Origin of the sequence: Psychromarinibacter sp. S121, assembly GCF_049801035.1 — a bacterium.
Classification (GTDB): Bacteria; Pseudomonadota; Alphaproteobacteria; order Rhodobacterales; family Rhodobacteraceae; genus Psychromarinibacter.
The window spans coordinates 964,396-988,773 of the sequence record NZ_JBNAGE010000001.1 but is presented as its reverse complement, the minus strand read 5'-3'; the positions used below and the strand labels follow the sequence as shown (position 1 = coordinate 988,773).

General features: G+C 66.7%; 21 protein-coding genes. 11 read left to right on the top strand and 10 right to left on the bottom strand.

All coding sequences use genetic code 11. The annotated features are described in order from the left end of the window. Positions 1 to 2: 2 nt before the first annotated feature. From ACP156_RS04805 to cysS, 4 genes are all read right to left on the bottom strand, one after another. Positions 3 to 749 (bottom strand): squalene/phytoene synthase family protein, encoded by a 747-nt coding sequence (locus tag ACP156_RS04805; protein ID WP_425050165.1) that lies wholly within the window; start codon positions 747 to 749, stop codon positions 3 to 5. Beyond that, positions 746 to 1,450, bottom strand: coding sequence for a class I SAM-dependent methyltransferase (locus ACP156_RS04800; RefSeq protein WP_425050164.1), 705 nt, complete (start codon positions 1,448 to 1,450; stop codon positions 746 to 748). The genes ACP156_RS04805 and ACP156_RS04800 overlap by 4 nt, the downstream gene beginning before the upstream one ends. Further along, positions 1,447 to 3,066 carry a citramalate synthase gene (gene cimA / locus ACP156_RS04795; RefSeq protein WP_425050163.1) on the bottom strand — a complete coding sequence of 540 codons (1,620 nt, stop codon included), beginning with the start codon at positions 3,064 to 3,066 and terminating at the stop codon, positions 1,447 to 1,449. Before cimA ends, ACP156_RS04800 begins: the two co-directional genes overlap by 4 nt. Positions 3,067 to 3,280: 214 nt before the next feature. After that, entirely contained in the window at positions 3,281 to 4,753 is a 1,473-nt protein-coding gene (gene cysS, locus ACP156_RS04790) for a cysteine--tRNA ligase (protein WP_425050162.1), read from the bottom strand. A 325-nt stretch (positions 4,754 to 5,078) separates the two neighbouring features. On the opposite strand from cysS, the gene ACP156_RS04785 reads away from it, so the two are divergent. The 4 genes from ACP156_RS04785 (at position 5,079) to ACP156_RS04770 (ending at position 9,038) form a co-directional block, all read left to right on the top strand. Next, the gene (locus ACP156_RS04785; protein WP_425050161.1) at positions 5,079 to 5,417 is read left to right on the top strand and encodes an MmcQ/YjbR family DNA-binding protein; all 339 of its coding nucleotides are present in this window, start codon (positions 5,079 to 5,081) and stop codon (positions 5,415 to 5,417) included. A 145-nt stretch (positions 5,418 to 5,562) separates the two neighbouring features. Beyond that, positions 5,563 to 6,744, top strand: coding sequence for a pyridoxal phosphate-dependent aminotransferase (locus tag ACP156_RS04780; RefSeq protein ID WP_425050160.1), 1,182 nt, complete (start codon positions 5,563 to 5,565; stop codon positions 6,742 to 6,744). Continuing rightward, positions 6,744 to 7,577: an isocitrate lyase/PEP mutase family protein gene (locus tag ACP156_RS04775; RefSeq protein WP_425050159.1), complete on the top strand. Its 834-nt coding sequence runs from the start codon at positions 6,744 to 6,746 to the stop codon at positions 7,575 to 7,577. Before ACP156_RS04780 ends, ACP156_RS04775 begins: the two co-directional genes overlap by 1 nt. A 60-nt stretch (positions 7,578 to 7,637) precedes the next feature. After that, on the top strand, positions 7,638 to 9,038 hold the full coding sequence (locus ACP156_RS04770; protein ID WP_425050158.1) for a pyridoxal phosphate-dependent decarboxylase family protein: 1,401 nt from the start codon (positions 7,638 to 7,640) through the stop codon (positions 9,036 to 9,038). 63 nt (positions 9,039 to 9,101) lie between these two features. Here the strand turns inward: ACP156_RS04770 and ACP156_RS04765 are convergent, their stop codons facing one another. From ACP156_RS04765 to ACP156_RS04745, 5 genes are all read right to left on the bottom strand, one after another. Further along, the gene (locus ACP156_RS04765) at positions 9,102 to 9,710 is read right to left on the bottom strand and encodes an outer membrane protein (RefSeq protein ID WP_425050157.1); all 609 of its coding nucleotides are present in this window, start codon (positions 9,708 to 9,710) and stop codon (positions 9,102 to 9,104) included. A gap of 243 nt (positions 9,711 to 9,953) precedes the next feature. Further along, positions 9,954 to 10,670 carry a DNA helicase gene (locus ACP156_RS04760; protein WP_425050156.1) on the bottom strand — a complete coding sequence of 239 codons (717 nt, stop codon included), beginning with the start codon at positions 10,668 to 10,670 and terminating at the stop codon, positions 9,954 to 9,956. A 484-nt stretch (positions 10,671 to 11,154) separates the two neighbouring features. Beyond that, positions 11,155 to 13,509 carry a TRAP transporter large permease gene (locus ACP156_RS04755; RefSeq protein ID WP_425050155.1) on the bottom strand — a complete coding sequence of 785 codons (2,355 nt, stop codon included), beginning with the start codon at positions 13,507 to 13,509 and terminating at the stop codon, positions 11,155 to 11,157. A 12-nt stretch (positions 13,510 to 13,521) separates the two neighbouring features. Continuing rightward, on the bottom strand, positions 13,522 to 14,418 hold the full coding sequence (locus tag ACP156_RS04750; RefSeq protein WP_425050154.1) for a TRAP transporter small permease subunit: 897 nt from the start codon (positions 14,416 to 14,418) through the stop codon (positions 13,522 to 13,524). Between the two features lie 72 nt (positions 14,419 to 14,490). After that, complete coding sequence (locus ACP156_RS04745; protein ID WP_425050153.1) at positions 14,491 to 15,579, bottom strand: TRAP transporter substrate-binding protein; 1,089 nt, start codon at positions 15,577 to 15,579, stop codon at positions 14,491 to 14,493. Positions 15,580 to 16,116: 537 nt separating this feature from the next. Between ACP156_RS04745 and ACP156_RS04740 the strand changes: the two genes are divergently transcribed. Further along, entirely contained in the window at positions 16,117 to 17,877 is a 1,761-nt protein-coding gene (locus ACP156_RS04740; protein ID WP_425050152.1) for an acetolactate synthase 3 large subunit, read from the top strand. A gap of 79 nt (positions 17,878 to 17,956) precedes the next feature. On the opposite strand, the gene ACP156_RS04735 is transcribed toward ACP156_RS04740, so the two are convergent. After that, positions 17,957 to 18,736 carry a transporter gene (locus ACP156_RS04735; RefSeq protein ID WP_425050151.1) on the bottom strand — a complete coding sequence of 260 codons (780 nt, stop codon included), beginning with the start codon at positions 18,734 to 18,736 and terminating at the stop codon, positions 17,957 to 17,959. 134 nt (positions 18,737 to 18,870) lie between these two features. On the opposite strand from ACP156_RS04735, the gene ilvN reads away from it, so the two are divergent. The 6 genes from ilvN (at position 18,871) to ACP156_RS04705 (ending at position 24,360) form a co-directional block, all read left to right on the top strand. After that, positions 18,871 to 19,434: an acetolactate synthase small subunit gene (gene ilvN / locus ACP156_RS04730; RefSeq protein WP_425050150.1), complete on the top strand. Its 564-nt coding sequence runs from the start codon at positions 18,871 to 18,873 to the stop codon at positions 19,432 to 19,434. Beyond that, on the top strand, positions 19,431 to 20,555 hold the full coding sequence (locus tag ACP156_RS04725; protein ID WP_425050149.1) for a THUMP domain-containing class I SAM-dependent RNA methyltransferase: 1,125 nt from the start codon (positions 19,431 to 19,433) through the stop codon (positions 20,553 to 20,555). Before ilvN ends, ACP156_RS04725 begins: the two co-directional genes overlap by 4 nt. A gap of 31 nt (positions 20,556 to 20,586) precedes the next feature. After that, positions 20,587 to 20,955 (top strand): GFA family protein, encoded by a 369-nt coding sequence (locus ACP156_RS04720; RefSeq protein WP_425050148.1) that lies wholly within the window; start codon positions 20,587 to 20,589, stop codon positions 20,953 to 20,955. Between the two features lie 111 nt (positions 20,956 to 21,066). Beyond that, complete coding sequence (gene accB / locus ACP156_RS04715; protein WP_425050147.1) at positions 21,067 to 21,540, top strand: acetyl-CoA carboxylase biotin carboxyl carrier protein; 474 nt, start codon at positions 21,067 to 21,069, stop codon at positions 21,538 to 21,540. A 1-nt stretch (position 21,541) separates the two neighbouring features. Beyond that, positions 21,542 to 22,894 (top strand): acetyl-CoA carboxylase biotin carboxylase subunit, encoded by a 1,353-nt coding sequence (locus ACP156_RS04710; protein WP_425050146.1) that lies wholly within the window; start codon positions 21,542 to 21,544, stop codon positions 22,892 to 22,894. Next, a complete protein-coding gene (locus tag ACP156_RS04705) occupies positions 22,891 to 24,360 on the top strand; it encodes a hypothetical protein (protein ID WP_425050145.1) in 1,470 nt (489 codons plus the stop codon). Before ACP156_RS04710 ends, ACP156_RS04705 begins: the two co-directional genes overlap by 4 nt. The last annotated feature ends 18 nt before the right edge of the window (positions 24,361 to 24,378 follow it).

Sequence of the window (24,378 nt, the reverse complement as noted above, 5' to 3'; positions counted from 1 at the left end):
CCTCAGCCGGTAAACGTCGCCCGCAACAGGGAAAACCGCCGCCGGAACTCTGACTCGCGCAGCGCGCCCGCGGCCACCCGGCCCGGGTCCGCCGCCGCCCGCTTCAGCACCCCCCGCGCCCGCCACGCGGCCAGCACCGCCGGTCGCGCCCCGCGCGATACCGGCCCCGCGCCAAGCCGCCGCAAGCCGTCCTCCGCCCAGTCCCGCACCGCGTCCGCCCGCCCGTCCGGCAACGGCATCCGGCCCCGCGCCTCCAGCTCCGGCACCGCCAGAAACCAGTTCGCCAGCCCGGCGGCCCAGCCGCGCCCGCGCACCGCCGCCTCGTCCGCGGACGGGTCAAGCGCCCGCGCCGCCACCCAGAACAGGTTGCCCGAGGTCGCGCCGATATGCCGGTCGAAGGCCTCGGCATCCTCGAAAGGCTCGGAATAGATGTCCCACCGCCGCGCCTCGATCAGCGCGTCCAGCAGGTCGCACGCCGCGCCGTCCAGCACCGGCGCCAGCGCATCCACCACCTCGTGCCGCCGCACCGGCCCGCCCGCGCGGATCTCGCCCAGCACGTCGCGCCACCATTGCAGCCGCATCTCGGCGATCATCGGCTCGGCCGTGACCCACGGCGCACGCGACACCTCGACGTTGAAGGCATAAAGCGGAAACAGCACCTCGCGCGCCGCCACCGGCGCGGCCATCGCGGCAAGAAAGCGGTCGGGGTCGCTTTGCCGCACGAGATCGGCGCAGGCCTGAAGGCTCATGCGGGGCGGACCACGCTCAGCAGATAGCCCGTCTCGCCGCGCACCGTCTCCCACGCAGCGATCTCTGTCGCCGCCTCGTCCAGCACCAGCGCCAGCGCCGGATCGGCATTGCGCCGCAGCGCCTCGACCCGCTCGGCCAGCGGGCCGTAATAGGATTGCCACGCCGCGTCCGACACACGCCGGGTAGCTAGTACCTCGTAATCCGCCGCGCCGACCTGCTTCGCGATGCCCGCCGCATCCGTCAGCGGCGTGTAGCCGCCCCAGAACGCCACGGCGGCCTCGGACGGCGTGTCGGTGAACAGGCACGGCTCCGAGAACGCCACCGCGCCTCCCTTCGCCAGCACCGGCCGCCACGCCCGCAGCACCTTCGTGACGCCGTGGAAATAGACCGCCCCCGCCGACCAGATGAAATCGTAGGGCCCCTTCAGCTTCACCATGTCGCCGGCATAGGCGCGGACGGTGGTGCCATAGCGCGCCAGAACCTCGTCGATGAACAGCTTCGCCTCGTCCACCGCCGTCACATGCCCGACCGGCGCCACCGCCATCAAGGCCGGGATGTCCGCGCCGGTGCCGCAGCCCGCATCGCAGATCCGCGCGTCCGGAGGCACGTCGGCCACGTGCGCGGCCCAGGCGACGTCTTCCGGCGCCCCCGGTCCCAATCGCTCCAGCCCCTGATACAACGTCAGGATCGGGTCGCTCATGCAGCTCCGCCTTGGATCAGCTTCCAGTTGATCGCATCCAACAGCGCCTCGAAACTCGCGTCAACGATGTTGGCGGAAACACCCACTGTCGACCAGTCGCGGCCGGCGTCGTCCTGGAAGTCGATGATGACCCGCGTGACGGCCTCGGTGCCGCCGTTTGTGATCCGCACCTGGAAGTCGGTCAGGCGCATGTCAGCGACCCCGTCCTGGTAGGGCCCGAGGTCCGACTTCAGCGCCTGCCACAGCGCGTTGACCGGACCGTCGTCCATCATGTCGCTGGCGTGGTCGTTCTTGTAATAGCTGGTACGCGGCCCCTCGCGGGTCGAGATCGTCACCACGGCCTCGGACTCCACCACGATCTGACCCTTGGCGTTGCGCCGCCGTTCCGAGATCACCCGGTACCGCTCGACGTCGAACAGCTTCGGCTTCAGCCCCAGTTCCTTACGCGCCAGCAACTCGAAGCTCGCCTGCGCGCTGTCATAGGAGTAGCCCTCGCCTTCCTTGCGCTTCACCTCGTCGAGGATCGCCGCCAGCGCCGGGTCGCCCTTCTCCACCTCCAGCCCCATGTCCGACAGCCGCGCGCGCAGGTTCGACTGGCCCGCCTGGTTTGACATCGGCACGATGCGCGCGTTGCCCACCGCCGCGGGGTCGATATGTTCATAGGTCGTCGGATCCTTCAGGATCGCGCTGGCATGCAGCCCGGCCTTGTGCGCGAACGCGCTGGCGCCCACGTAGGGTGCGCTCCGCAGCGGCACCCGGTTCAGGATGTCGTCCAGCGCCCGCGACGCACGGGTCAGCCCCGGCAGCTTCGCGCCGCTCACCCCGGTCTCGTAGAGGCTGGCGTAAGGCTCCTTCAGCAACAGCGTCGGGATCAGCGTCACAAGGTTCGCATTGCCGCAGCGCTCGCCCAGCCCGTTCAGCGTGCCCTGGATCTGCCGCGCGCCCGCGTCGACGGCGGCCAGCGTGTTGGCCACCGCGTTGCCGGTGTCGTCATGGGTGTGGATGCCGACGTGATCGCCGGGAATGCCGCTTGCGATCACCTCGCCCACGATCTTCGCCACCTCGCCCGGCAGCGTGCCGCCGTTGGTGTCGCACAGCACGATCCAGCGCGCCCCGGCGTCATAAGCCGCCTTCAGGCAGTCCAGCGCATAGGGCGCGTTCGCCTTGTACCCGTCGAAGAAATGCTCGGCATCGAACAGCGCCTCGCGCCCCAGCTTCACCAGATGCGCGACCGAGGCGCGGATGTTCTCGACGTTTTCCTCCAGCGTGATGCCCAGCGCGGTGGTGACGTGGAAATCATGCGTTTTGCCGACAAGACACACCGCCGGCGTCTCGGCGTTGATCACGCCCGCCAGCACCTCGTCGTTCTCGGCAGACCGCCCGGCCCGCTTGGTCATCCCGAACGCGGTGAAGGTCGCCCGCGTCTTCGGCCGCTCGGCGAAGAAGCTGCTGTCGGTCGGGTTCGCCCCCGGCCAGCCGCCCTCGATATAGTCGATACCCAGATCGTCCAGCGTCCGCGCAATCGCCACCTTGTCGGGAAACGAGAACTGCACCCCGTGCGTCTGCTGCCCGTCGCGCAGGGTGGTGTCGAACAGGTAGAGCCGCTCTTTCGTCATGCCCCGGCTCCTTCTTTGGTCTGCAAATATCCTCGGGGGGGCTTGCCGCAGGCAAGCGGGGGGCAGACAGCCCCCCTCCCGCTATCGAAACGCCCAGCACCCAAGGCGGTACTCCCGCCCGGCACCGCCGGGCAGCGCCCGACCCGCCCCCCAGGGCGGGCGCTTCTGCGCCCACCCACGGGCCGGGCGCCGCCCTTGGTCTCAAACACAACGGTCATTTCAGCGCCTCCAGCTTGGCGGCGTCGAAATCGGGCGTCGGCACAAGTTCGATGCTGTCTTTACTCATCCGGACCTCAAGTCCCGCATCGACGAAAGCAGTCTTGAGCCGATCGACCTCTGAGAAGTCTTTCGTTTCCTTCGCCTCAATCCGGGCATGTGCAAGCAACAGCGAAAAGTGCTCCAGATCGGGCGTACTGCGCCGCTGCTTCGCCGCACGCGCCATCTGAATCACATCGAAACCAAGTAGGTCAGCGGAGGCGACGAATACCTTCCTTTTCGTGAACTGCTCGTTACGGGAAAGCTGCAGGAACTCACTGCCATTGTCTATGAACCGCGCCAGCGCACGCAATTTCGTCAGCGCCAGCGACGTGTTCAGGTCGTCCGCAATCGCTGCAACGATTTCGCCGTCCACGAGCTTTCGATCAACCCCGGCATCCAAAACTTCCGGATCAACCGAAATGATATTCGCCCACAGCTCAAGTTCCCGCTGCGCCTCGCCCCGCTTCTTCTCGGTCCAGTCCATCGGCCGCCGATAATGCGTCCCCAGAAACACGAAGCGGATCACCTCGCCCGGCACGCCCTGTTCCAGCAGGTCATGTACGGTGAAGAAGTTGCCGAGCGATTTCGACATCTTCTTCCCCTCGACCTGCAGCATCTCGTTGTGCAGCCAGAACCGCGCGAAGCCGCCCTGCGGATGGGCGCAGCAGCTTTGGGCGATCTCGTTCTCGTGGTGCGGGAACATCAGGTCGTTGCCGCCGCCGTGGATGTCAAAGCTGTCGCCCAGCAATTCGTAGGACATGGCCGAGCACTCGATGTGCCAGCCCGGACGCCCCCGCCCCCAAGGGCTGTCCCATCCCGGAAGGTCGTCCGAAGACGGCTTCCACAGGACAAAGTCCATCGGGTCCTCCTTGTAGGGCGCGACCTCGACCCGAGCGCCCGCGATCATGTCGTCGACCGACCGCCCCGACAGCCCGCCGTACGCCTTGTAGGACCGCACCCGGAACAACACGTGCCCCTCGGCGGCATAGGCGTGGCCCCCGGCGATCAGCCCCTCGATCATCGCGATCATCTGCGCGATGTAGCCGGTCGCGCGCGGCATGTCGGTGGGCTCCAGCGCGCCCAGCGCGGCCATGTCCGACAGATACCAGCCGATCGTCTCTTCGGTGCGCTCGTGGATCAGGTCTTCCAGCGAGCCCTCGGCCCCCGCCTCCTTCCGCGCCAGCGCGGTGGCGTTGATCTTGTCGTCCACGTCGGTGAAGTTCCGCACATAGCGCACGTGGTCCGCGCCGTAGACATGACGCAGCAGGCGGTAGAGCACGTCGAACACCACCACGGGCCGCGCGTTGCCAAGATGCGCCCGGTCATAGACGGTCGGCCCGCAGACATACATCCGCACATTGTCGGGGGTCAGGGGCTCGAAAAGCTCCTTCTTCCGTGTCCGGGTGTTGTGGAGCCAGATCTCGGTCATGTCGTTTCCTTCGCGCACACGCACTCAGCCGCGGCGGGCTTAGGCGATTTCGAGGATGAGAGGAAACGAAAAGACCGGCCCGCGTGACGATGTCAGCGGATAATGCAGCAGTTGATGATGCATACGGTCTTGGTCATGGCCCCGTGTCTAGCCGGACGCGGCGTGGTTGCCAAGATGTTTTGGATCGGTGGGGCCTGAGATGGGGTAAAACCCCATCCTACCGGCCCCGTAGGATGGGGTTCCACCCCATCCCACCACCCCATCACCATCCCATCCCGCCAACTCCGCCCACGACACCCGCACCGCCGCGTGCTACCCTCCCGCCATGACCCGCGACGACATGAACGCCATATGCGCCGCCCTGCCCGGCGCCGAGGTCTCCGACCCTTGGGGCGGCGGCCACGAGGCATGGAAGGTGGGCGGCAAGATGTTCGCCTGCATCGGCTCCGTCACGCCGGGGATGGCGGTCAAGACCGACAGCGTCGAGACCGCCGAGATGCTGATCCACACCGGCATCGGCCAGAAAGCCGCGTATTTCCACCGCTCGTGGATCCTGCTGCCGTGGGAGACCGCCCCGGACGAGGCGCGGCACCGGATCGAGACCTCTTACCGCCTGATCCGCGACAAGCTTCCCAAAAAGGTGCAGGCGACGCTGGGCGGTTAACGTCTCGGGCTTAAGCCCAAACGGGGCCGGCAAAAAATTGGGCACCGCGAACATTATCGGCATCGCCTCATGTCAAGATGAAGTTTCCCTAAAATTTGAGGCCCCTCAGGTTGACAACAACGGCCCCGACGCCGTCGCTAGGGGCATGCGACTTTCAAAACGGATCACGAACCTCACCGCCGGGGGCAGCGACGGGTGGGACGTCTTCAGACGTGCACGCGCCATGGAAGACGCCGGCAAACCGGTCATCAACCTGACCCTTGGCGACCATGACATCCCGACCGACCCCGACATCCTCGACGCGATGCACGAGGCGGCGCTGGACGGCAATACCGGCTATCCGCTGGTCCCCGGCGCCGACGAGCTGCGCGACGCCATCGCGGAACGCGTGACCGAGCGCACCGGCGTTCCCACCACCCGCGCCAACGTGGTGGTGATGCCCGGCGGCCAGGGCGCGCTGTTCGCCGCCCATGCCGCCACCTGCGACCACGGCGACACCGCGCTGTTCGTGGAACCCTACTATGCCACTTACCCCGGCTCGGTGCGCGGCATCGGCGCGATCCCCAAGACCGTCCCCGCCCGGCCCGAGTTCGATTTCCAGCCGCAGCCGCAGGACATCCGGGACGCGGTCGACCTGCGCACCCGCTCGCTGCTGATCAACACGCCGCACAATCCCACCGGCGTCGTCTACAGCCGCGAGACGCTGGAAGGCATCGCCGAGGTGATGAAGGAACGGAACCTGTGGCTGATCTCGGACGAGGTCTACGACACGCAGGTCTGGGAGGGCGAGCACCTCAGCCCCCGCGCCCTGCCCGGCATGGCCGAGCGGACGCTGGTGATCGGCTCGCTGTCGAAAAGCCACGCGATGACCGGCAGCCGCGTCGGCTGGATCGTCGGCCCCGAGGACGCCATCGAGCACCTGATCAACCTGTCGACCCACACCACCTATGGCCTGCCCGCCTATATCCAGGACGCCGCGATCTACGCGCTGGAGGAAGGCGGCGAGATCGAAGAGGACATCTCCGAGCGCTTCCGCCAGCGGCGCGAGACCGCGCTCGCGATCCTCGAGCGGTCCGACAATTTCGTCACCGTCCCCAGCCAGGGCGCGATGTACCTGATGCTGGACATCCGCAAGACCGGCCTGACGGGAGAGGCCTTCGCGAACGCTTTGCTGGACACCGAACTTGTCGGGGTTATGCCGGGCGAAAGCTTCGGCGCCTCCGCCGCCGGGCACATCCGCATCGCGCTGACCGTCGACGAAGAACAACTGACCGAAGCGCTGAACCGCCTCGTGCGCTTCGCCGAAGCCGAGGCGCGCGCCGCCTGATGGGCGCGCGGTCTGATCCAGGCGCGGCCTTCCGCGCGCTGCACCGGCCGGCCGATCCATTCATCCTTGGCAACGCATGGGACGCCGGCAGCGCCCGTATGCTGGCCGCCCTCGGCGCGCCCGCCATCGCCACATCCTCGGCGGCCCACGCCTTCACGCTGGGCCGCCCCGACGGCGGCACGGTCACGCGGGACGAGGCCCTTGCCCATGCGCAGGACCTCGTGGCAGCCGTGCCCGTTCCGGTCTCGGGCGATTTCGAGAACGGCTATGGCGACGACCCCGACACATGCGCCGAAACCGTCCGGATGGCGGCCGAGGCCGGGCTGGCGGGAATCTCGATCGAGGACACCGCCTTCGCCACCGGCTCGCACTACGACCGCGCGCTGGCGACCGAGCGCAACCGAGCCGCGTCCGCCGCCGCCCGCGCCCTGCCGCGCGACTTCGTCCTCGTCGCCCGCGCCGACGGGGTAATGACCGGCACCTATGACATGCCAGAGGCGCTGGCCCGCGTCCGCGCCTTCGACGCGGCGGGGGCCGACTGCCTGTATGTCCCCCTCCCGCCCGACATGGCCGCGCTGGCTGAGGTGGTGAAGGCCACGGCAAAGCCGGTCAACGCCCTTGCCTCGGGCCGGTTCGCGCAAATCAGCCGCGCCGAGTACGCCGCGGCTGGGATCGCCCGCATCTCGCTGGGCTCGGCGCTGGCCCGCGTCACCCACGCCGCGATCCGAGACGCGGCGCAGGCGATGTTCGGGAACGGCGATTTCGGCAACCTCACGCAAGTGATGCCCGGCGCCGAGGTGGACGCGCTGCTGGCGCGGTTCGATAACGACTGAAGCCCCCCTGCGACGTCCTCCCGCTTGCCAAACGCCAAGCCGCGTGGACAACTGCGCGCCATGAATCACGACGAGCTGAAAATCTGGTCAAAACGCGCGGCCGACTGGACGCACGAGTACCATGCCACCTTGCGCGACCGACCGGTCCGCGCCCAGACGAAACCCGGCGAGACCGCCGCCAAGCTGCCCGCCGCGCCGCCCGAGGCGGCCGAGCCGATGGAAGAGATCTTCGCCGATTTCGAGCGCATCGTGCCCGACGCGATGACCCACTGGCAGCACCCCCGGTTCTTCGCCTACTTCCCGGCCAACGCCTCGCCCGCGTCGATGCTGGCCGAGCAGCTGGCCAATTCCATCGCCTCCAACTGCATGATCTGGCAGGCGTCTCCGGCCGCCACCGAGATCGAGCAGGTCACAACCGACTGGCTGCGGCAGGCGCTGGGTCTGCCCGACAGCTTCATAGGCACCATCCACGACAGCGCCACCGTGGCCACGCTGTCCGCCGTGATCACCATGCGCGACCGCGCCTCGGACTGGCGCAGCGTCGACGAGGGGCTGACCGGCCAGCGGCTGCGGATCTATGCCTCGGCCCAGACCCACAGCTCGGTCGACAAGGCGGTGCGGCTGGCGGGGATCGGCCAGCGCAACCTCGTGAAGATCGGCACCGATGCCGAGTACCGCATGGACCCCGACAAGCTGGACGCCGCGATCCGCGACGACATCTTCAACGACCGCACCCCGGCGGGCGTGGTGCTGTGTACCGGCGGCACCTCGATCGGCGCCTTCGACCCGATCGCGGAGTGCATCGAGGTCGCCCGCAATCACCGCCTGTACACCCATGTCGACGCCGCATGGGCCGGGTCCGCGATGATCTGCCCCGAGTTTCGTACACTGTGGCAGGGGGTCGAGGGCGCTGACAGCATCGTCTTCAACCCGCACAAGTGGCTGGGCGCGCAGTTCGACTGCTCGGTCCAGTTCCTTGCCGACCCCGCGCCGCAGATCCGCTCGCTGGGACTGCGGCCGGACTACCTGCAAACCATCGGCGAAGAGGAAATCGTCAACTTCAATGAATGGACGGTGCCGCTGGGCCGCCGTTTCCGCGCGCTGAAGCTGTGGTTCGTCCTGCGCGCCTACGGGCTGGAGAACCTGCGCAGCCGCATCCGCAATCACGTGGCCTGGATCGAGGAACTGGCCGAGGCGTTCCGCGCCACGCCGGGGTTCGAGATCACCACCGAGCCGCGCCTTGCGCTGTTCTCGTTCCGCTACACGCCCGGCGGCGGCGACGCCGACGCCGCGACCGAGCGGTTGCTGGATAAGGTCAACTCGGATGGCCGGATCTACCTGACCCAGACCCGCCACGAGGGACAGTTCGTCATCCGCGTCACCGCCGGCAGCTTCGACTGCACCCGCGACGACGTGATGGCGGTGCATCAGGTGGTCACGGAACTGGCCGCGACCCTCTGACCCACGAAAAAAGGCCGGAGCGGTTGCCCGCCCCGGCCCAATACGGATCTGTCTGGGGAAAGATCAGAACCGGTAGGTCACGCGACCCTGCAGCGTGGTGGCGCTTGCGTCCACGCCGGTGTCGTCGAAGTCGTCGAAGCCGTGGTACAGGGCTTCACCGGCGACCGAGACGTTCTCGTTCACGCGGTATTCAACACCACCACCGGCGAACCAGCCCATGTCGCTGTAGTCGGTGCCGCTGATCGACGCGTCGGCATGCGCCGCGCCGCCAACACCGTAGATCAGCCAGCTGCCGGCGTCGTAACCGGCACGCAGACGTGCGCGGGCGACCGAGTCGATGCTGCCCAGGTTGTTGTCGAACTGGATATCGGCGGCGTCATAGTCGAGGCCGACGCCCAACACGTAGTTGCCGAGGTCCCAGTCGTAACCGGCGTGGATACCGCCAAGGATACCGTCGCCGTCTTCTTCGGTGGTACCGTCATCCGCGGTCGCCATGCCCCAGCCGAACTGGGCACCGCCGTAGAAGCCGGTCCAGTCGTAGGATGCCACCGGCATCGGCGCGGGCGCCGGTGCGGGCACCACGGGATCCGGCGCGACGGGGGTCAGGCTGCCGGCGAATACGGGCGCGGCGAGCGTTGCCGCGGCGGCCGATGCGATCAGAAGGGTTTTCATTGTTCACTACTCCAAGCTCGTTCCAAGTCGCCGCGGGTTGACCCCGCAGCTGCCTGTTCGACGGAAATGGCATAACCAGTGGAAGTTTCCAGTGGGCGCGCGAAGCACGGCCATTGCCCGCCGATGACGTGGAAGTAAAACAGGCTGAAAAGCGCTTGGTTCCATCACGATCCGATCAAACGCCCGTGACCTCGCGTGAACCCGCCGACGGAACCCGCGCGGGCGGCCGTAGACCGCCACCCGTTACGCCGCCCGGTCCATCCGAACCCTGCCGCCATGCAGGAAGAAGAACCGGTCGAACACGGACAGGTCCAACGGGTTCGGAAGCCGGATGTCCGAAACATCGGGCATCGGCCTGTCGGACAGGTCGAACGACCGGTGGATCTGCGAGATCACCACGCAGATCGCGCCGGTTTCGTCCGCAAAGTCCCGCAGCACCGCCATCTGCGTCTGCAGGTCGGGGTTCGTGCGCTTCTGGTCCAGCAATTGAAGGTAGTCCACGACGACAAGCGCGGGCTGCTCGTTGGCCCGCAGACGGCGGACGATATGGTCCGCCGACACATCGTCGGACGTGTCGATCACCAGCGCATCCCCGGCGGACGCCACATCCGGCCCGATGGAGCGCAGGCGGTCGGCGACGTCACGCGCGTGATAATCCAGCGTGAAGAAAAACCCCCGGCGGCCAAGCTGCGACGCCCTCAGGGCCAGTTCCAGCCCGAGAAGCGTTTTGCCCTGTCCGGGCCGCGCGCCGATCAGGCACAACTCGCCGGGCCGAAGCCGCGCCAGCACCGCGCCGCCCGGTTGCTCCTGCGTCGATGTCGACGCCGAAAGGTGGCTCCAGCTTCGATAGCCTTCCGCGACGGCGACGCGGTCCAATGCCTGATGCAGGGCAAGGTCGCTGTCCCGCGCCATGACCTTCGCCTTGCGCTTCAGCACGTGAATGGGAGCGGATAACTGCATGTGTCTTCCTCCTCTTCCAAGCCGTGTTCGCAATCCCTCCTTATGCGCTGGCTCGAACGAGACAGGGTCAGACGATGTCGCTCCGCATGTCAGATGCTTCCCGGATGGAGGGTGGAGGCCCGAGCAAGGCCTTCGCCCAGTCTGCGCCAGCCGGTCCCGGCGCTCAACCGGAAAAAGGGCGCCATGCGGCTGCCTCCGCTCGCCAAGTTGACCTCGGCCCCGCCGCGTAGGACTGTCAGCGCCGCACCCTGCCAAAGCGCGTCATCGAAAAGGCGTGCGGACCGCTTGTGCGCCGCTTCAATGCCGACATCGCATTGGGAGGGCACGAGAAGCTGGCATTCCCGATCAATGGGAAACCCCGCCACCAGCCACCGATCACACACATTCACAAACGCTTGAGTAAGCAGCCGTACCCCCGCGCCGCCACAAACGAAAAAGCCGGAAGGTTCCCCTTCCGGCTTCTCTCGTTTCGTTGTCGTCGTCCCTAGTTCGGGATCAGGTCCGGCACGATGGTCACCACGCCCGGGAACAGCCACAACAGCGCCAGCCCCACGACCTGGATCACCACGAAGGGCGCCACGCCGCGATAGATGTGGCCCGTCGTCACCGTGGGCGGAGCCACGCCGCGCAGGTAGAACAGCGCAAAGCCGAAGGGCGGCGTCAGGAACGACGTCTGCAGGTTCACCGCGATCATGATCGTCACCCATTTCGGATCCATCGTGCCGCCGTAGATGACCGGCCCGACGATCGGGATGACGATGTAGATGATCTCGAGGAAGTCCAGCACGAAGCCCAGGATGAAGAGCACCAGCATCACGATCAGGAAGACCGTGAACTCGTTGTCATAGCTCTTCAGGAAGTCCTGGATGTAATGCTCGCCGCCAAAGGAGATCACCACGAGGTTCAGCAGCTGCGAGCCGATGAGGATGGTGAACACCATCGACGTGACCTTCGCCGTCTCGCGCACGATCGGGCCCAGCACCCCGCCCCGCAGCAGCACCCAGCAGCCGAACAGCAGGCCGAAGACCGCGAACATATAGGCCGCGTATGCTGTCAGGTAGGCGACGTAATCCTCGAAGGTGTCCGCCTGCGCGATCCGCAGGTCAAAGTTCATCCCCAGCAGGATCATCACCACGATGGCCAGCGTCGCCAGGATGATGATGCGGCCCGACCGCTCTTCGTCCTTCAGCCGGCGGTAGGCGGCCAGCATGATGGCCCCTGCCGCACCCAGCGCCGCGGCCGGCGTCGGGTTGGTGATGCCGCCAAGGATCGACCCCAGCACCGCCACGATCAGCACCAGCGGCGGGAACACCACCCGCAGCAGGTCGTTCTGCGCCAATCGCTGGAACGCGAAAAAGCAGGCGTAGACGATCAGCGCGAACGGGATGGCAAGGATCACCACCGTCGTCCCCGGCGAGGTCGCCGGCGTGATCAGCAGGATGTCGGCAAGGACGCCCAGCACGACGCCCACGGCCCCCACCAGCAGCGGCTTCGGATCGCCCAGCGGCGACACACCCCGCGCGGTGGTGAGGATCAGCGCGCCCATCAGCATCAGGATCGCGACCCCGGTGCCCACCGGCGCGGCGTTGCGCACGCGCTCGGCCAGCGCGGCCGCGGCTTCTTCCTCGGTCGGCTCGACGGCCTCTTCCTCGGCCGGGGTGTCCTGCCCGCCGGACGCGCGGTACTCGACCGCCGCGTCCCAGGCCGCCTGGCCGTGCAGCGCGATCATCGCCTCCTGGCACTCGGGGCTGACGCTTGTGCGCAGCACCGACACCCGGTCAGCCGAAGCATGCGGGCCGTAGCGGACGTCCTGGCTGCCCACCAGACCGATCTGCGCCGCAAGGATGACGCCCCCGATCAGCAGGATCGGCGCCCCCACGAACCAGCCCATCGCGTCGCGGCGGGTGATCGGCTCGCCATTGGCAGAGCCCAGCTCCACCGGCGGCGCCTTGGACGGGTTCAGGATCGCGTAGCCCAGCGCATAAAGGCCGTACAGCATCGCCAGCATGATCCCCGGCAGCATCGCCGACTGGAACAGCGTGCCGACCGAAACCACGGCGGGTTTGCCAAGGTAGGTCAGCGCGTCGGTACAGCCAACGGCCTGCGCGCGGGCCTCCTGCGCGGTGGCGTAAAGGTCGCCCGCCAGCGTGCCCAGAAGCACGATGACGATGGACGGCGGGATGATCTGCCCCAGCGTCCCCGAGGCTGCGATCACCCCCGTCGCCAGTTCCGGCGAGTAGTTGTTGCGCAGCATCGTGGGCAGCGACAGCAGGCCCATGGTGACGACGGTGGCGCCGACGATGCCGGTCGAGGCGGCAAGGAACGCGCCCACCACGACCACCGACACGGCAAGGCCGCCCGGCATCGGACCGAAGACGCGCGCCATGGTGGTCAGCAGGTCCTCGGCGATTTTCGAGCGTTCCAGCGTGATGCCCATCATCACGAACATCAGCACCGCCAGCAGCGTCTCGATGGACTGGCCGGCCAGCACGCGTTCGTTGATGCGGTTCACGATGAAGCTGACGTTGCGGTCCATCGCCACTTCCCAGCCCTGCGGGAAGACGGGTTCCGCCAGTCGTGGCAGTTCAGGGTATCTGAACACCGAGATGTTGGACGGGTTCACCCCCGTCCCCACCAGGTCCCTGTAGGCCTGGCTTCCGGTGTCGATCGCCTGGTGGATCAGCAGCCCCGCGCTGTCGAGCGAGGCGATGATCCCGAACGAGATGATGCCGGCGCCGCCGATGGCGAAGGCCACCGGGAAGCCCGACAGGATTCCTCCGAACAGGCAGAGGAAGACGATGATCAGGCCGATCTCGATGCCGTCGAGTCCGAAAAGCATGTCCCTGCCCCCTTAGAATTCGGCGTGGTCGTAGGCTTCTTCACCAGCCTCGAGCACGTCCTTGTCGTGGTATTTGCCTTCGCTCTCCGGCCCTTCGACGAATTCGAGGTACGAGCGGTAGAAGAAGGCGATGGCCTGCAGGAACACCAGCCCGGCGAAGCACAGGAGCAGGATCTTGAACAGGAAGTAGGCGTTGAAGCCGTTGGGCGAGAAGCCGATGGTCTCGACGTTCCAGCGCAGCGCGCGGCTTTTGGTCAGCAGCCGGTCCAGCGTGTCCGAGGCCGAGGGCTTCGGCACCACGAGGTGCCGCCACAGGAAGTACCAGCCGTACATCCAAGTCAGCACCGCGACCGGCATCATGAAGAACAGCGACCCCAGCATGTCCACCACCTTCTTGGTGCGGTACTTCGCGGTCGCATAGAACAGGTCCACCCGGACGTGGCCGCCCTGAATGAAGGTGTAAGAGACGCACAGCGCCACCACGAGGGCGTTGTAAAGCTTCAGTTCCTCGCTGAACCAGCCGACCGACTGGGTGAAGCCCACCCCGAACGGCGCGATGGTCAGGTTGCCCATCCGGAAGATGGATTGCAGGAACACGACGATCACCTGCTGCAGCACCATCAGCAGACCGGCCCAGGCAAAGAACCGCCCCACCGTGTTGCCGATGCCCTCCAGCACCCTGACCGCGCCCCACAGGATCTCGCGTTTCCAGATGCCGACAGCCGTCAGGATCAGGAACAATACGAAGACCACGAAGAACAACTGAACCGAGCCGCCGTAGTAGATGAAGCGCATCAGCGCTTCCTTGTCGGCCCAATTGAGCCACAGCCCGGGATGAGTAATGGCATAGAAAAGGTTGTAGACCCCCATGCCGATGTTCGTGAAGAACCAGATCAGTGCGTCGCCCATGCGCCCTGCCCTCAAATCGAGATGGCCGCGCGCGGGGAAACGCGCACGGCCGTTGCGTGGAAGAGTGGTGGCTTACATCGACGCCAGAACGCGGTTGCGCTGCTGCGCGTAGGCGCTGTCCGACACCGAGAGCCAGCCCGAGGTCGACTTCATCGACGCCTGAGCCGAGTCGTGGATCTTCTTGAAGATGTCGTCGCTGGTGTACTGGTTCAGCACTTCCATCGACGCATTGCCGAAAGCGTCCCAGATGTCGTCCGCGAAGGTCTGAACCTGGGTGCCGCCCGAGGTCAGACGCTCCAGCGCCGGGCCGTTGTTCGCGATGAACTGGGCATAGTTGGCCTGGTGCGCATCGGCAGCGGCCAGCTCGACCGTCTTCTGCTGCGCCGGGGTCAGGCTTTCGAACACTTCGAGGTTCATCGCGACCGACAGCGCCGCGCCGGGCTCGTGGAAACCGGCCGGGTAGTAGTAGTCGCAGACTTCCTGCAGGCCCAGCTTTTCGTCCGACCACGGGCCGATCCACTCGGTCGCGTCAAGCGCGCCGGTCGACAGGGCCTGGTAGATCTCGCCACCCGGCACGTTCTGCACCGAGGCGCCCAGCTTCGACAGCGCTTCGCCGCCAAGGCCCGGCATACGGAACTTGAGGCCGTTGAAGTCCTCGGCCGAGTTCACCGGGTTGCGGAACCAGCCGCCGCCCTGCGCGCCGGTCTGACCGGCGATGAACGAACGGATGCCGAAGATCTCGCCAAGCTCGTGGTGCAGCGCCATGCCGTCCTGGCCGTAGTACCAGGTCATCAGCTCGGGAACCGTCATGCCGAACGGAACCGCGGTGAAGTAGGCGAAGGCGGGGTGCTGACCGACGAAGTAGTAGTCGGCGCCGTGGTACATGTCGGCCTGACCGGCGGTCACGGCGTCGAACACCTCGAACGCGCCCACCAGTTCACCGGCCGCCTTGGCGTCGACGGTGATCTGGCCGTCGGTCGCGGCAGTGATGTTGTTGGCCACGCGCTCCACCGAATCCCACACGCCGGCAAGGCCGCGGGGCCAGGTCGTGACCATGGTCAGGGTCCGTTTGCCCTGCGCATAGGCCGGAGCCGCCAGCGCGGTGCCGGCCGCTGCCGCGCCACCAAGCGCGGAGTTTTTCAGAAACGAACGACGATCCATTAGGTTTTCTCCTCCCGAGTTTTTTAGTCGGCAACCGGGCTCCCCGCCCGGCAGCTGATAGAGTGGGCGCACACTAGCCATATGGTGAACTCGAATAAAGCCTTACTTTTAGGAGTTTGGCCGCAAATGCAGAGAAGTTACGCACGGACATACACGCTCCGGTCGGCTCGGACCGTTCCAGACCATTCGCAACTTTATTAGTTTAATTAACCAATCAACGAAATAAGCGTGCTCCCGGCATGTATCGCGGGAGATTCGCTCCGTTGAAATAATCTTTCGCGACAAGGGGTCCTCTCGAAACTTTATCCAAAAAATGCGGTTTCGACGGTTGACGCCCGCCACCCCCCTCAATAATGTCCGCCCACGCACGTGAAGGAGCCGGTCAATGGACCTCATTCTTGTACTCGTAAGAGAAAGGCGCATGGGCCGGTAACCGCCGGTAACCCTATCAGGACCCCATGCGCCCCCGACCGAAAGCCGGGGGCTTTTTCATGTCCGAAACCAAGCAGCGATGACGTCAGCCAAGGAACAGTATCGATGACACGTCAGATGAGCGGAGCGAAAATGGTGGTTCAGGCCCTGAAGGATCAGGGTGTGGACACGGTATTCGGCTATCCTGGCGGCGCCGTCCTACCGATTTATGACGAAATCTTTCTGCAGAACGACATCCGTCACTATCTGGTCCGCCACGAACAGGGCGCGGTGCACGCGGCCGAGGGCTATGCGCGCTCGACCGGCAAGCCCGGCGTCGTTCTGGTCACCTCGGGCCCCGGCGCGACCAACGCGGTCACCGGCCTGACGGACGCGCTGCTGGACTCGATCCCGCTGGTCGTCCTGACCGGGCAGGTCCCGACCTTCATGATCGGCACCGACGGCTTCCAGGAAGCCGACACCGTCGGCATCACCCGCCCCTGCACCAAGCACAACTGGCTGGTGAAGGACACCGACAAGCTGTCGGGCACCATCCACGAGGCGTTCCACGTCGCCACCAGCGGCCGTCCCGGCCCGGTGCTGATCGACATCCCGAAGGACGTCCAGTTCGCCAACGGCACCTATACGGAACCGAAGAAGGCGCGCACCTCGCACTATCGCCCCAAGACCAAAGGCGACCCGGACGCGGTCGAGGCGCTGGTCGAACTGATCGAGCAGTCCGAACGCCCGGTGTTCTACACCGGCGGCGGCGTCATCAACTCGGGCCCGAATGCCAGCAAGGTGCTGCGTGAACTGGTCGACACCACCGGCTTCCCGATCACCTCGACCCTGATGGGTCTGGGCGCCTACCCGGCGTCGGGCAAGAACTGGCTGGGGATGCTGGGCATGCACGGCCTGTACGAGGCCAACCTCGCGATGCACGGCTGCGACCTGATGATCAACGTCGGCGCCCGGTTCGACGACCGGATCACCGGTCGCGTTCAGGACTTCAGCCCGAAATCGCAGAAGGTCCACATCGACATCGACCCCTCGTCGATCAACAAGGTCATCCACGTCGACCTGCCGATCATCGGCGATGTCGGCTCGGTGCTGGAAGACGCGCTGGCGCTGTGGAAATCGCGCGGCTCCAAGACCCGCGCCGACGCGGTGCAGCGCTGGTGGCACAAGATCAACGAGTGGAAGAAGATCGACTGCCTCGCCTTCACCAACAGCGAAAAGACCATCAAGCCGCAGCACGCGCTGAAGCGGCTGGAGGAACTGACCAAGGACCACCCGCAGCGGTTCATCACCACCGAGGTCGGCCAGCACCAGATGTGGGCCGCCCAGTACCTTGGCTTTGACGAGCCGAACCGGTGGATGACCTCTGGCGGCCTCGGCACGATGGGCTATGGCTTCCCCGCCTCGATCGGCGTGCAGGTCGCGCACCCCGACGCGCTGGTGATCAACGTCGCCGGCGAAGCCTCGTGGCTGATGAACATGCAAGAGATGGGCACCGCGGTTCAGTACCGCCTGCCGGTCAAGCAGTTCATCCTGAACAACGAACGTCTGGGCATGGTCCGCCAGTGGCAGGAACTGCTGCACGGCGAACGCTATTCGCACTCGTGGTCGGAAAGCCTGCCCGATTTCGTGAAACTGGCCGAGGCGTTCGGCGCCAAGGGCATCATGATCTCGGACCCGGCCGATCTGGACGATGCGATCATGGAGATGATCAACCACGACGGCCCGGTGATCTTCGACTGCCTCGTCGAGAAGCACGAGAACTGCTTCCCGATGATCCCCTCGGGCAAGCCGCACAACGAGATGCTGCTGGGCGAGAACGCGCAGACGCAGGGCGCCATCGAAGCCGGCGGCGCGGTGCTGGTCTGATCGGACGTTCCGGGCGGGTCCTCCCCGCCCGGACTCCCGTCATGCACCATGCGTGGATGCGAAAGGGTGTCGCGTGCGACTACTTCGGAAACACCAGGCTCAGGCCCAACCGGAACGACAGCCCCTCGGGGCCGCTGTCGGGCGCCTCGGCGTAATAGACCAGTCCGCCGGACAGGTTCATCGCCTGCCCGTTGACGGACAGGACCTTGGACACGGTGGCCGAGATCGGCACCGTCCACACGTCGTTCACCCAGTCATAGGTGGTTTCCGAGTTCATGCCGACGGACAGGCCGTTGCCCAGCCCATAGGTCACGAACGGCTGCATCAGCGTCTGGCTGATGTCCGCCGGACCGTCGACGTCCCACAGGTGAACCGCAAGGCCGCCGACCGTCCAGTTGCCCGACTGGGTCAGCACCGCGCCGGTCAGACCGGCGGCGAACGTGTCGGCGGTAAAGCCATCCGCCCCGGTGGGAAGCAGGAACGCCGGGCCTACGCCCCAGATCAGGCTGCCCGAGTCGGTGGGCGAGAAATAGAACGTCTGCGAGATGTCGCCGATACCGCTGTCGGTATTGCCCGGAAGGTCGTTCTTGTTGATCGGCATGATCGTGCGCGAGATCAGGTTCCAACCGTTGCCAAGATCGATGGGAATGACCGGCTGCACGTTCAGCGTGAACCGGTTGCCATCGTCGTTCACGCCGATGTTGCGGGTGTAGTTCAACTGGAACGGCACGCTGATGATATCGGCGATTGGGTTGGCCAGCTTCTTGGCAAGCTCGTCGGCGCTTTGCGCCGTGGCGGTTCCGGCAAGACTCGCGGAAATCAGGACGGCTGCGCTGCAACTGGCGATGGCGTGTTTCATGGTGCCCCCAACATACTGAAATCATGCGCAAATCGGCTGGCAGCCCGGCGCACGTCAAATTTAAGATGATTGAACTGTACTGACCGCGCGCAAGGCCGCGCAAGGTTAAATACTGTCGCAGGAAGGAAGACCAAATGTCGGCACTGAAACTCAAGAAGGGCCTGTCGAAACACTCGGCCTACGACCTCAAGGACCCCCACGCGCAGGCCGAGGAGCGTCACACGCTATCCGTGCTCGTCGACAACGAAGCGGGCGTCCTTGCCCGCGTCATCGGCCTGTTCTCGGGCCGGGGCTACAACATCGAAAGCCTGACCGTGGCCGAGACCGATCACGAAGGCCACCTGAGCCGCATCACCATCGTCACCACCGGCACCCCCGAGGTCATCGAACAGATCAAGGCGCAGCTGGGCCGCATCGTGCCGGTTCACGAGGTCCACGACCTGACGGTCGAGGGCATGGCGGTGGAACGCGAACTGGCGCTGTTCAAGGTCGCGGGCACCGGCAACAACAGGATCGAGGCGCTGCGTCTGGCCGAGATCTTCCGCGCCAACGTGGTCGACTCGACGCTGGAAAGCTTCGTGTTCGAGATCACCGGCACGCCGCAGAAAGTTGACGCGTTCGCCGACCTGATGCGCCCGCTAGGCCTGAACGAGATGGCCCGCACCGGCGTCGCCGCCCTGTCGCGCGGCGCAGAGTGACCGGCACCCCGCTTGGCATCTTCCTTGCCTGCGCGCCGGGGCTGGAGCCGGTGCTGGCCGACGAGGCCCGCGCCGCAGGCTTCGCCGCGCCCCGCGCGGTGCCGGGCGGCGTCGAGACGCAGGGCGGCTGGCCCGAGGTCTGGCGCGCCAACCTGACCCTGCGCTGCGCCGCACGCGTGCTGGTCCGCGTCGGCGAATTCCGCGCCTTCCACCTTGCCCAGTTGGACAAGCGCGCCCGCAAGTTCCCGTGGGCCGACGTCCTGCGCGCGGACGTGCCGGTGCGGGTCGAGACCGCGACCAGCCGCAAGAACAAGATCTACCACGCCGGCGCCGCCACCCAGCGGATCGAGACCGCCATCGCCGAGACGCTGGGCGCTCCGGTGGTGCAGGACGCCGCCGAGGCCGCCGTCTCGGTCAAGGTGCGGATCGAGGACAACCTCGTCACCGTCTCGCTGGACACCTCCGGCGATCCGCTGCACCGGCGCGGCCACAAGGAGGCGGTGAACAAGGCCCCGATGCGCGAGAACCTCGCCGCCGCCTTCCTGCGCCAATGCGGTTATGACGGGCGCGAACCGGTGGTGGACCCGATGTGCGGTTCCGGCACCTTCGTGATCGAGGCCGCCGAGATCGCCGCCGGGCTGATGCCGGGCCGCACCCGCCGCTTCGCCTTCGAGGATCTCGCCAGCTTCGACCCCGCCGCGTGGGCGCGGATGAAGGCGGGCCAGCCCCACGCCGCCCCCGCGCCCGTGTTCTACGGTTCCGACCGCGATCAGGGCGCGATCCGCATGAGCGAGGCGAACGCCGCCCGCGCCGGCGTCGACGCCTTCACTTCCTTCGCCTGCCACCCGGTCAGCGACCTGACCCCGCCCGAAGGCCCGCCGGGGCTGGTCATCGTGAACCCGCCCTACGGCGCGCGGATCGGCAACAAGGGCATGCTGCACGGGCTCTACGGCGCGCTCGGCAAGGTGCTGACCGAACGTTTCTCGGGCTGGCGCGTGGGCCTTGTCACCAGCGAGGCGGGGCTTGCCAAGGCCACCGCCCTGCCCTTCGAGCGCCCCGGCGCGCCGGTTCCGCTGGGCGGCATCAAGGTCACGCTGTGGCGAACGGGGATTCTGCCCTAGGGTTCCCCCGAAAGCTTCGGGAGAACACGCGATGGAACGACACAGCGGCGGCTGCCTGTGCGGCGACGTGCGGATCGAGGCCACGGGCAAACCCGACCGGGTCGCCGTGTGCCACTGTCTTGATTGCCGCAAACACCACGGCGCGGTGTTCTACGCGGCGGCGATCTTTAGCCCCGAAAACGTGACGGTGACCGGCGAAACCCGATCCTACAAGGGCCGCCACTTCTGCCCCCGCTGCGGCTCGTCCGTCTATGCCGAAAGCGATGGCGACTTCGAACTGCACCTCGGCGCCCTCGACGCGCCCGGCGTCTTCACGCCCGACTACGAGCTATGGACGATCCGGCGCGAGCCTTGGCTGCCCCCCTTCCCGGTCGACGCCCGCCACCCTCGCGACGCGTGACCGCTTCGGGGCGCCGTTTCACCCGGTGAAATACCAAGCGGCCACGAATTGAGCCGCCGCCCTCCGCCCGCCTACGGTCGCCCCGACACGGACACCCACCGGGAGGAGACCATGACCGGGCTGACCCGTTCAGACATCGACGACATCCTGCGGATGATCGACGGTTCCGACTTCGACGAGCTGCGGCTGGAAATGGGCGACCTCAAGCTCGAACTCCGCCGCCGTGGCGCACCCGCACCCGCGCCTACCGCTTCGACCACCGCGCCAGAGCCGCCCGCGACCCCGGCGACCCCCTCCGTTCCGGAACCGGCTGCCGTCACCGCGCCGGTCGTGGCCTCCGGCGGCGGCTCCGAGGTACCCGCGCCGCTGCTGGGCACCTTCTACCGCGCCGCCAAACCCGGCGCCGATCCGTTCGTGCAGGTGGGCGATACGGTCACGGAGGACAGCGTGATCGGCATCATCGAGGTGATGAAGCTGATGAACTCGGTCACCGCCGGACTGGCCGGCACCGTGACCGAAATCCTCGCCGAGAACGGCCAGCTGGTCGAACACGGGCAGGCGCTGATCCGGATCGAGCCGTCCTGACATGGCCCCGATCCGCCGCATCTTCATCGCCAACCGGGGCGAGATCGCCGTGCGCATCATCCGCACCGCCCGCGCGCTCGGGATCGAGACCGTGCTGGGCGTCTCGGAAGCCGACCGCGACAGCCTTGGTGCGCAACTCGCCACACGTGCCGTCTGCCTTGGCCCCGCGCCCTCTGCGCAAAGCTATCTGAAGGTCGGCACGGTGATCGAGGCCGCGCTTGGCACCGGCTGCGACGCGATCCACCCCGGATACGGTTTCCTTAGCGAGAACAAGGCGCTGGCCGAAGCCTGCGCCACCAACAACCTGACCTTCATCGGCCCCAGCCCCGCCAACCTCGAAGCCGTGGGCGACAAGCTGACCGCCCGCACCCACGCCGGAAACGCCGGCGTCCCGCTGGTGCCGGGCGGCGAGGCCGAGACCGCCGAGGATGCCGCGAAGCTGGCGGACGAGGTGGGCTTTCCCATGCTCATCAAGGCCGTCGCGGGCGGCGGCGGCAAGGGCATGAAACGCGTCGACCGCGCCGAGGACCTCGCCGCCCAGCTCGACCTCGCCACCTCCGAGGCGGCGGCGGCGTTCGGCGACGGCCGCGTCTATCTCGAACGCTACGTGACCGTCGGCCGTCACGTCGAGGTCCAGATCATCTCGGACGGCGAGACGGTGATCCACGCAGGCGAGCGCGACTGCTCGGTCCAGCGCCGCTATCAGAAGGTGGTCGAAGAGGCCCCGGCCCCCCACCTGACCCCGAAACTGCGGCAGGGCCTGCTGGACGCCGCGGTGAAGTTTGCGCGTCACATCGGGTATCGTTCTCTTGGAACGGTCGAATTCCTTGTCGACGTAGAGCGGGAAGAGTTCTACTTTCTAGAGATGAACGCCCGCATCCAGGTGGAACACCCGGTGACGGAGGCGATCACCGGTCTCGATCTGATCGCGTTGCAGATCTCCATCGCCGAGGGCGCTCCCCTCCCGCTCACGCAGGAGGACATCAGCCTCGGCGGCCATGCCATCGAATGCCGCCTGAATGCCGAAGACCCCGCCCGGGATTTCATGCCGAGCCCCGGACGGGTCGCGCAGGCCTGGTTTCCCTCCCTGCCCGGCCTGCGCGTTGACACCCACATGACACCGGGTGCGATGATCCCGCCTTTCTATGACTCGATGGTCGCCAAGCTGATCACCCACGGCGAGACCCGCGCCGAGGCGATCGAGCGGATGCAGGCGGCGCTGAAGGTCTGCGCGCTGGACGGCATCGCCACCAACGCCCCCCTGCACGCCGCCATCCTGTCCGACGACGCGTTCCGGCAGGGCGGCGTGGACACCAACTATCTGCCCGGCCTGCTGGCGAGGATCTCCGAATGACCGACGTCACCCTGATCGACACCACCCTGCGCGACGGCAACCAGTCCAACTGGGGCGCCACCGGGCTGGACACCGGGATGATGCTGCAAATCGCCCCGGTGATGGAGCGGATCGGCTTCGAATCCATCGACTTCACCACCTCGACCCACATGGCCGTGGCCGTCCGCTTCAAGAAGGAAGACCCGTGGGAGCGCTTGCGCCTGATGCGCGAGGCGACGCCGGACACGCCCCTGTCCTTCCTCACCACCGGCATGCGCTTCATCTCGTGGGAAGCGGCGTCCGAGGAACTGATGGAATTCGCCTTTCGCCTTGTCGTGAACAACGGCATCCGCCGCTTCGCGGTGATGGACCCGATGAACAACGTCCCGGCGATGCTGAACATGGCCGACCTCACCCGCAGGGCCGGCGGCGAACAGATCGTCGCGGCGCTGACCTTCACCCTGTCGCCACTGCATGACGACGCCCATTTCGCACAAGCCGCGGGCAAGCTCGCGGCCTCGGGCAAGTTCGACAAGATCTACGTCAAGGACCCCGGCGGCCTGATCACCCCCGAACGCACCCGCACCCTGATGCCCGCGCTGAAGGCGGTGATGGGAACCGTGCCGTTGGAATTCCACTCGCACTGCACCATCGGCCTTGCGCCGTTCTCCTATCTCGAGGCAGCCGAGACCGGTGTCGACTGCCTGCACACCTGCGCGGCGGGCGCAGCCGACGGGATGGCGCAGCCCTCGATGTCGCAGACCATCGCCAACCTGCGCGACATGGGCCACACGGTCGACGTCAACGACGAGGCCGTGGCCCTGTTCGACACCTACATGACGGCGCTGACCGCCTCCGAGGGCCTGCCCCCCGGCCACCCCGGCCAGTACGACCGTGCCTTCTTCCGCCACCAGTTGCCCGGCGGCGTCATGGGCACGATGAAGCGCCAGTTGGCCGAGACCGGGCGCGCTCATCTGCTGCCGCAGGTGCTGACGGAAATCGAACGCGTCCGCGCCGAACTCGGCTATCCGATCATGGTCACGCCATTCTCGCAGATCGTCAGCACGCAGGCGATGCTGAACGTCACCGGCAAGGAACGGTACGAGACGGTCCCCGACGAGGTCACCCGCTATGTCCTTGGCCGCTTCGGCAAGCCCGCGATGCCGATGGACCGCGAGATCGAGGCCCGCATCCGCGACAGCAAACGCGCCCGCGCGCTGGAGGACGAGGCGCAGATGGCCTCGCTGGACGAGCTTCGCGCGAAGATCGGCAAGGGCTGTTCCGACGAGGAGTTCCTGCTGCGCGCCACCATGCCAGAGGATCAGGTCGACGCGATGGTCGCCGCCGGTCCCGCCCGGCGCGGCTACGACCCCAAGTCAAAGCCGGTGATGGATCTGCTGCGGGAACTGACCGCGCGCAAGGGGCTGGGCTCTGTGAAGATCGACAAGCCCGGGTTCAAGCTGGAACTGAACGGGCGCGGCAGATGACCCGACGCCGACACGCCC

Excerpts from the sequence above, each read along its gene's own strand:
- ACP156_RS04805 (WP_425050165.1), bottom strand. The coding sequence starts at position 749 with ATGAGCCTTCAGGCCTGCGCCGATCTCGTGCGGCAAAGCGACCCCGAC.
- ACP156_RS04800 (WP_425050164.1), bottom strand. The coding sequence starts at position 1,450 with ATGAGCGACCCGATCCTGACGTTGTATCAGGGGCTGGAGCGATTGGGA.
- cimA (WP_425050163.1), bottom strand. The coding sequence starts at position 3,066 with ATGACGAAAGAGCGGCTCTACCTGTTCGACACCACCCTGCGCGACGGG.
- cysS (WP_425050162.1), bottom strand. The coding sequence starts at position 4,753 with ATGACCGAGATCTGGCTCCACAACACCCGGACACGGAAGAAGGAGCTT.
- ACP156_RS04785 (WP_425050161.1), top strand. The coding sequence starts at position 5,079 with ATGACCCGCGACGACATGAACGCCATATGCGCCGCCCTGCCCGGCGCC.
- ACP156_RS04780 (WP_425050160.1), top strand. The coding sequence starts at position 5,563 with ATGCGACTTTCAAAACGGATCACGAACCTCACCGCCGGGGGCAGCGAC.
- ACP156_RS04775 (WP_425050159.1), top strand. The coding sequence starts at position 6,744 with ATGGGCGCGCGGTCTGATCCAGGCGCGGCCTTCCGCGCGCTGCACCGG.
- ACP156_RS04770 (WP_425050158.1), top strand. The coding sequence starts at position 7,638 with ATGAATCACGACGAGCTGAAAATCTGGTCAAAACGCGCGGCCGACTGG.
- ACP156_RS04765 (WP_425050157.1), bottom strand. The coding sequence starts at position 9,710 with ATGAAAACCCTTCTGATCGCATCGGCCGCCGCGGCAACGCTCGCCGCG.
- ACP156_RS04760 (WP_425050156.1), bottom strand. The coding sequence starts at position 10,670 with ATGCAGTTATCCGCTCCCATTCACGTGCTGAAGCGCAAGGCGAAGGTC.
- ACP156_RS04755 (WP_425050155.1), bottom strand. The coding sequence starts at position 13,509 with ATGCTTTTCGGACTCGACGGCATCGAGATCGGCCTGATCATCGTCTTC.
- ACP156_RS04750 (WP_425050154.1), bottom strand. The coding sequence starts at position 14,418 with ATGGGCGACGCACTGATCTGGTTCTTCACGAACATCGGCATGGGGGTC.
- ACP156_RS04745 (WP_425050153.1), bottom strand. The coding sequence starts at position 15,579 with ATGGATCGTCGTTCGTTTCTGAAAAACTCCGCGCTTGGTGGCGCGGCA.
- ACP156_RS04740 (WP_425050152.1), top strand. The coding sequence starts at position 16,117 with ATGACACGTCAGATGAGCGGAGCGAAAATGGTGGTTCAGGCCCTGAAG.
- ACP156_RS04735 (WP_425050151.1), bottom strand. The coding sequence starts at position 18,736 with ATGAAACACGCCATCGCCAGTTGCAGCGCAGCCGTCCTGATTTCCGCG.
- ilvN (WP_425050150.1), top strand. The coding sequence starts at position 18,871 with ATGTCGGCACTGAAACTCAAGAAGGGCCTGTCGAAACACTCGGCCTAC.
- ACP156_RS04720 (WP_425050148.1), top strand. The coding sequence starts at position 20,587 with ATGGAACGACACAGCGGCGGCTGCCTGTGCGGCGACGTGCGGATCGAG.
- accB (WP_425050147.1), top strand. The coding sequence starts at position 21,067 with ATGACCGGGCTGACCCGTTCAGACATCGACGACATCCTGCGGATGATC.
- ACP156_RS04710 (WP_425050146.1), top strand. The coding sequence starts at position 21,542 with ATGGCCCCGATCCGCCGCATCTTCATCGCCAACCGGGGCGAGATCGCC.
- ACP156_RS04705 (WP_425050145.1), top strand. The coding sequence starts at position 22,891 with ATGACCGACGTCACCCTGATCGACACCACCCTGCGCGACGGCAACCAG.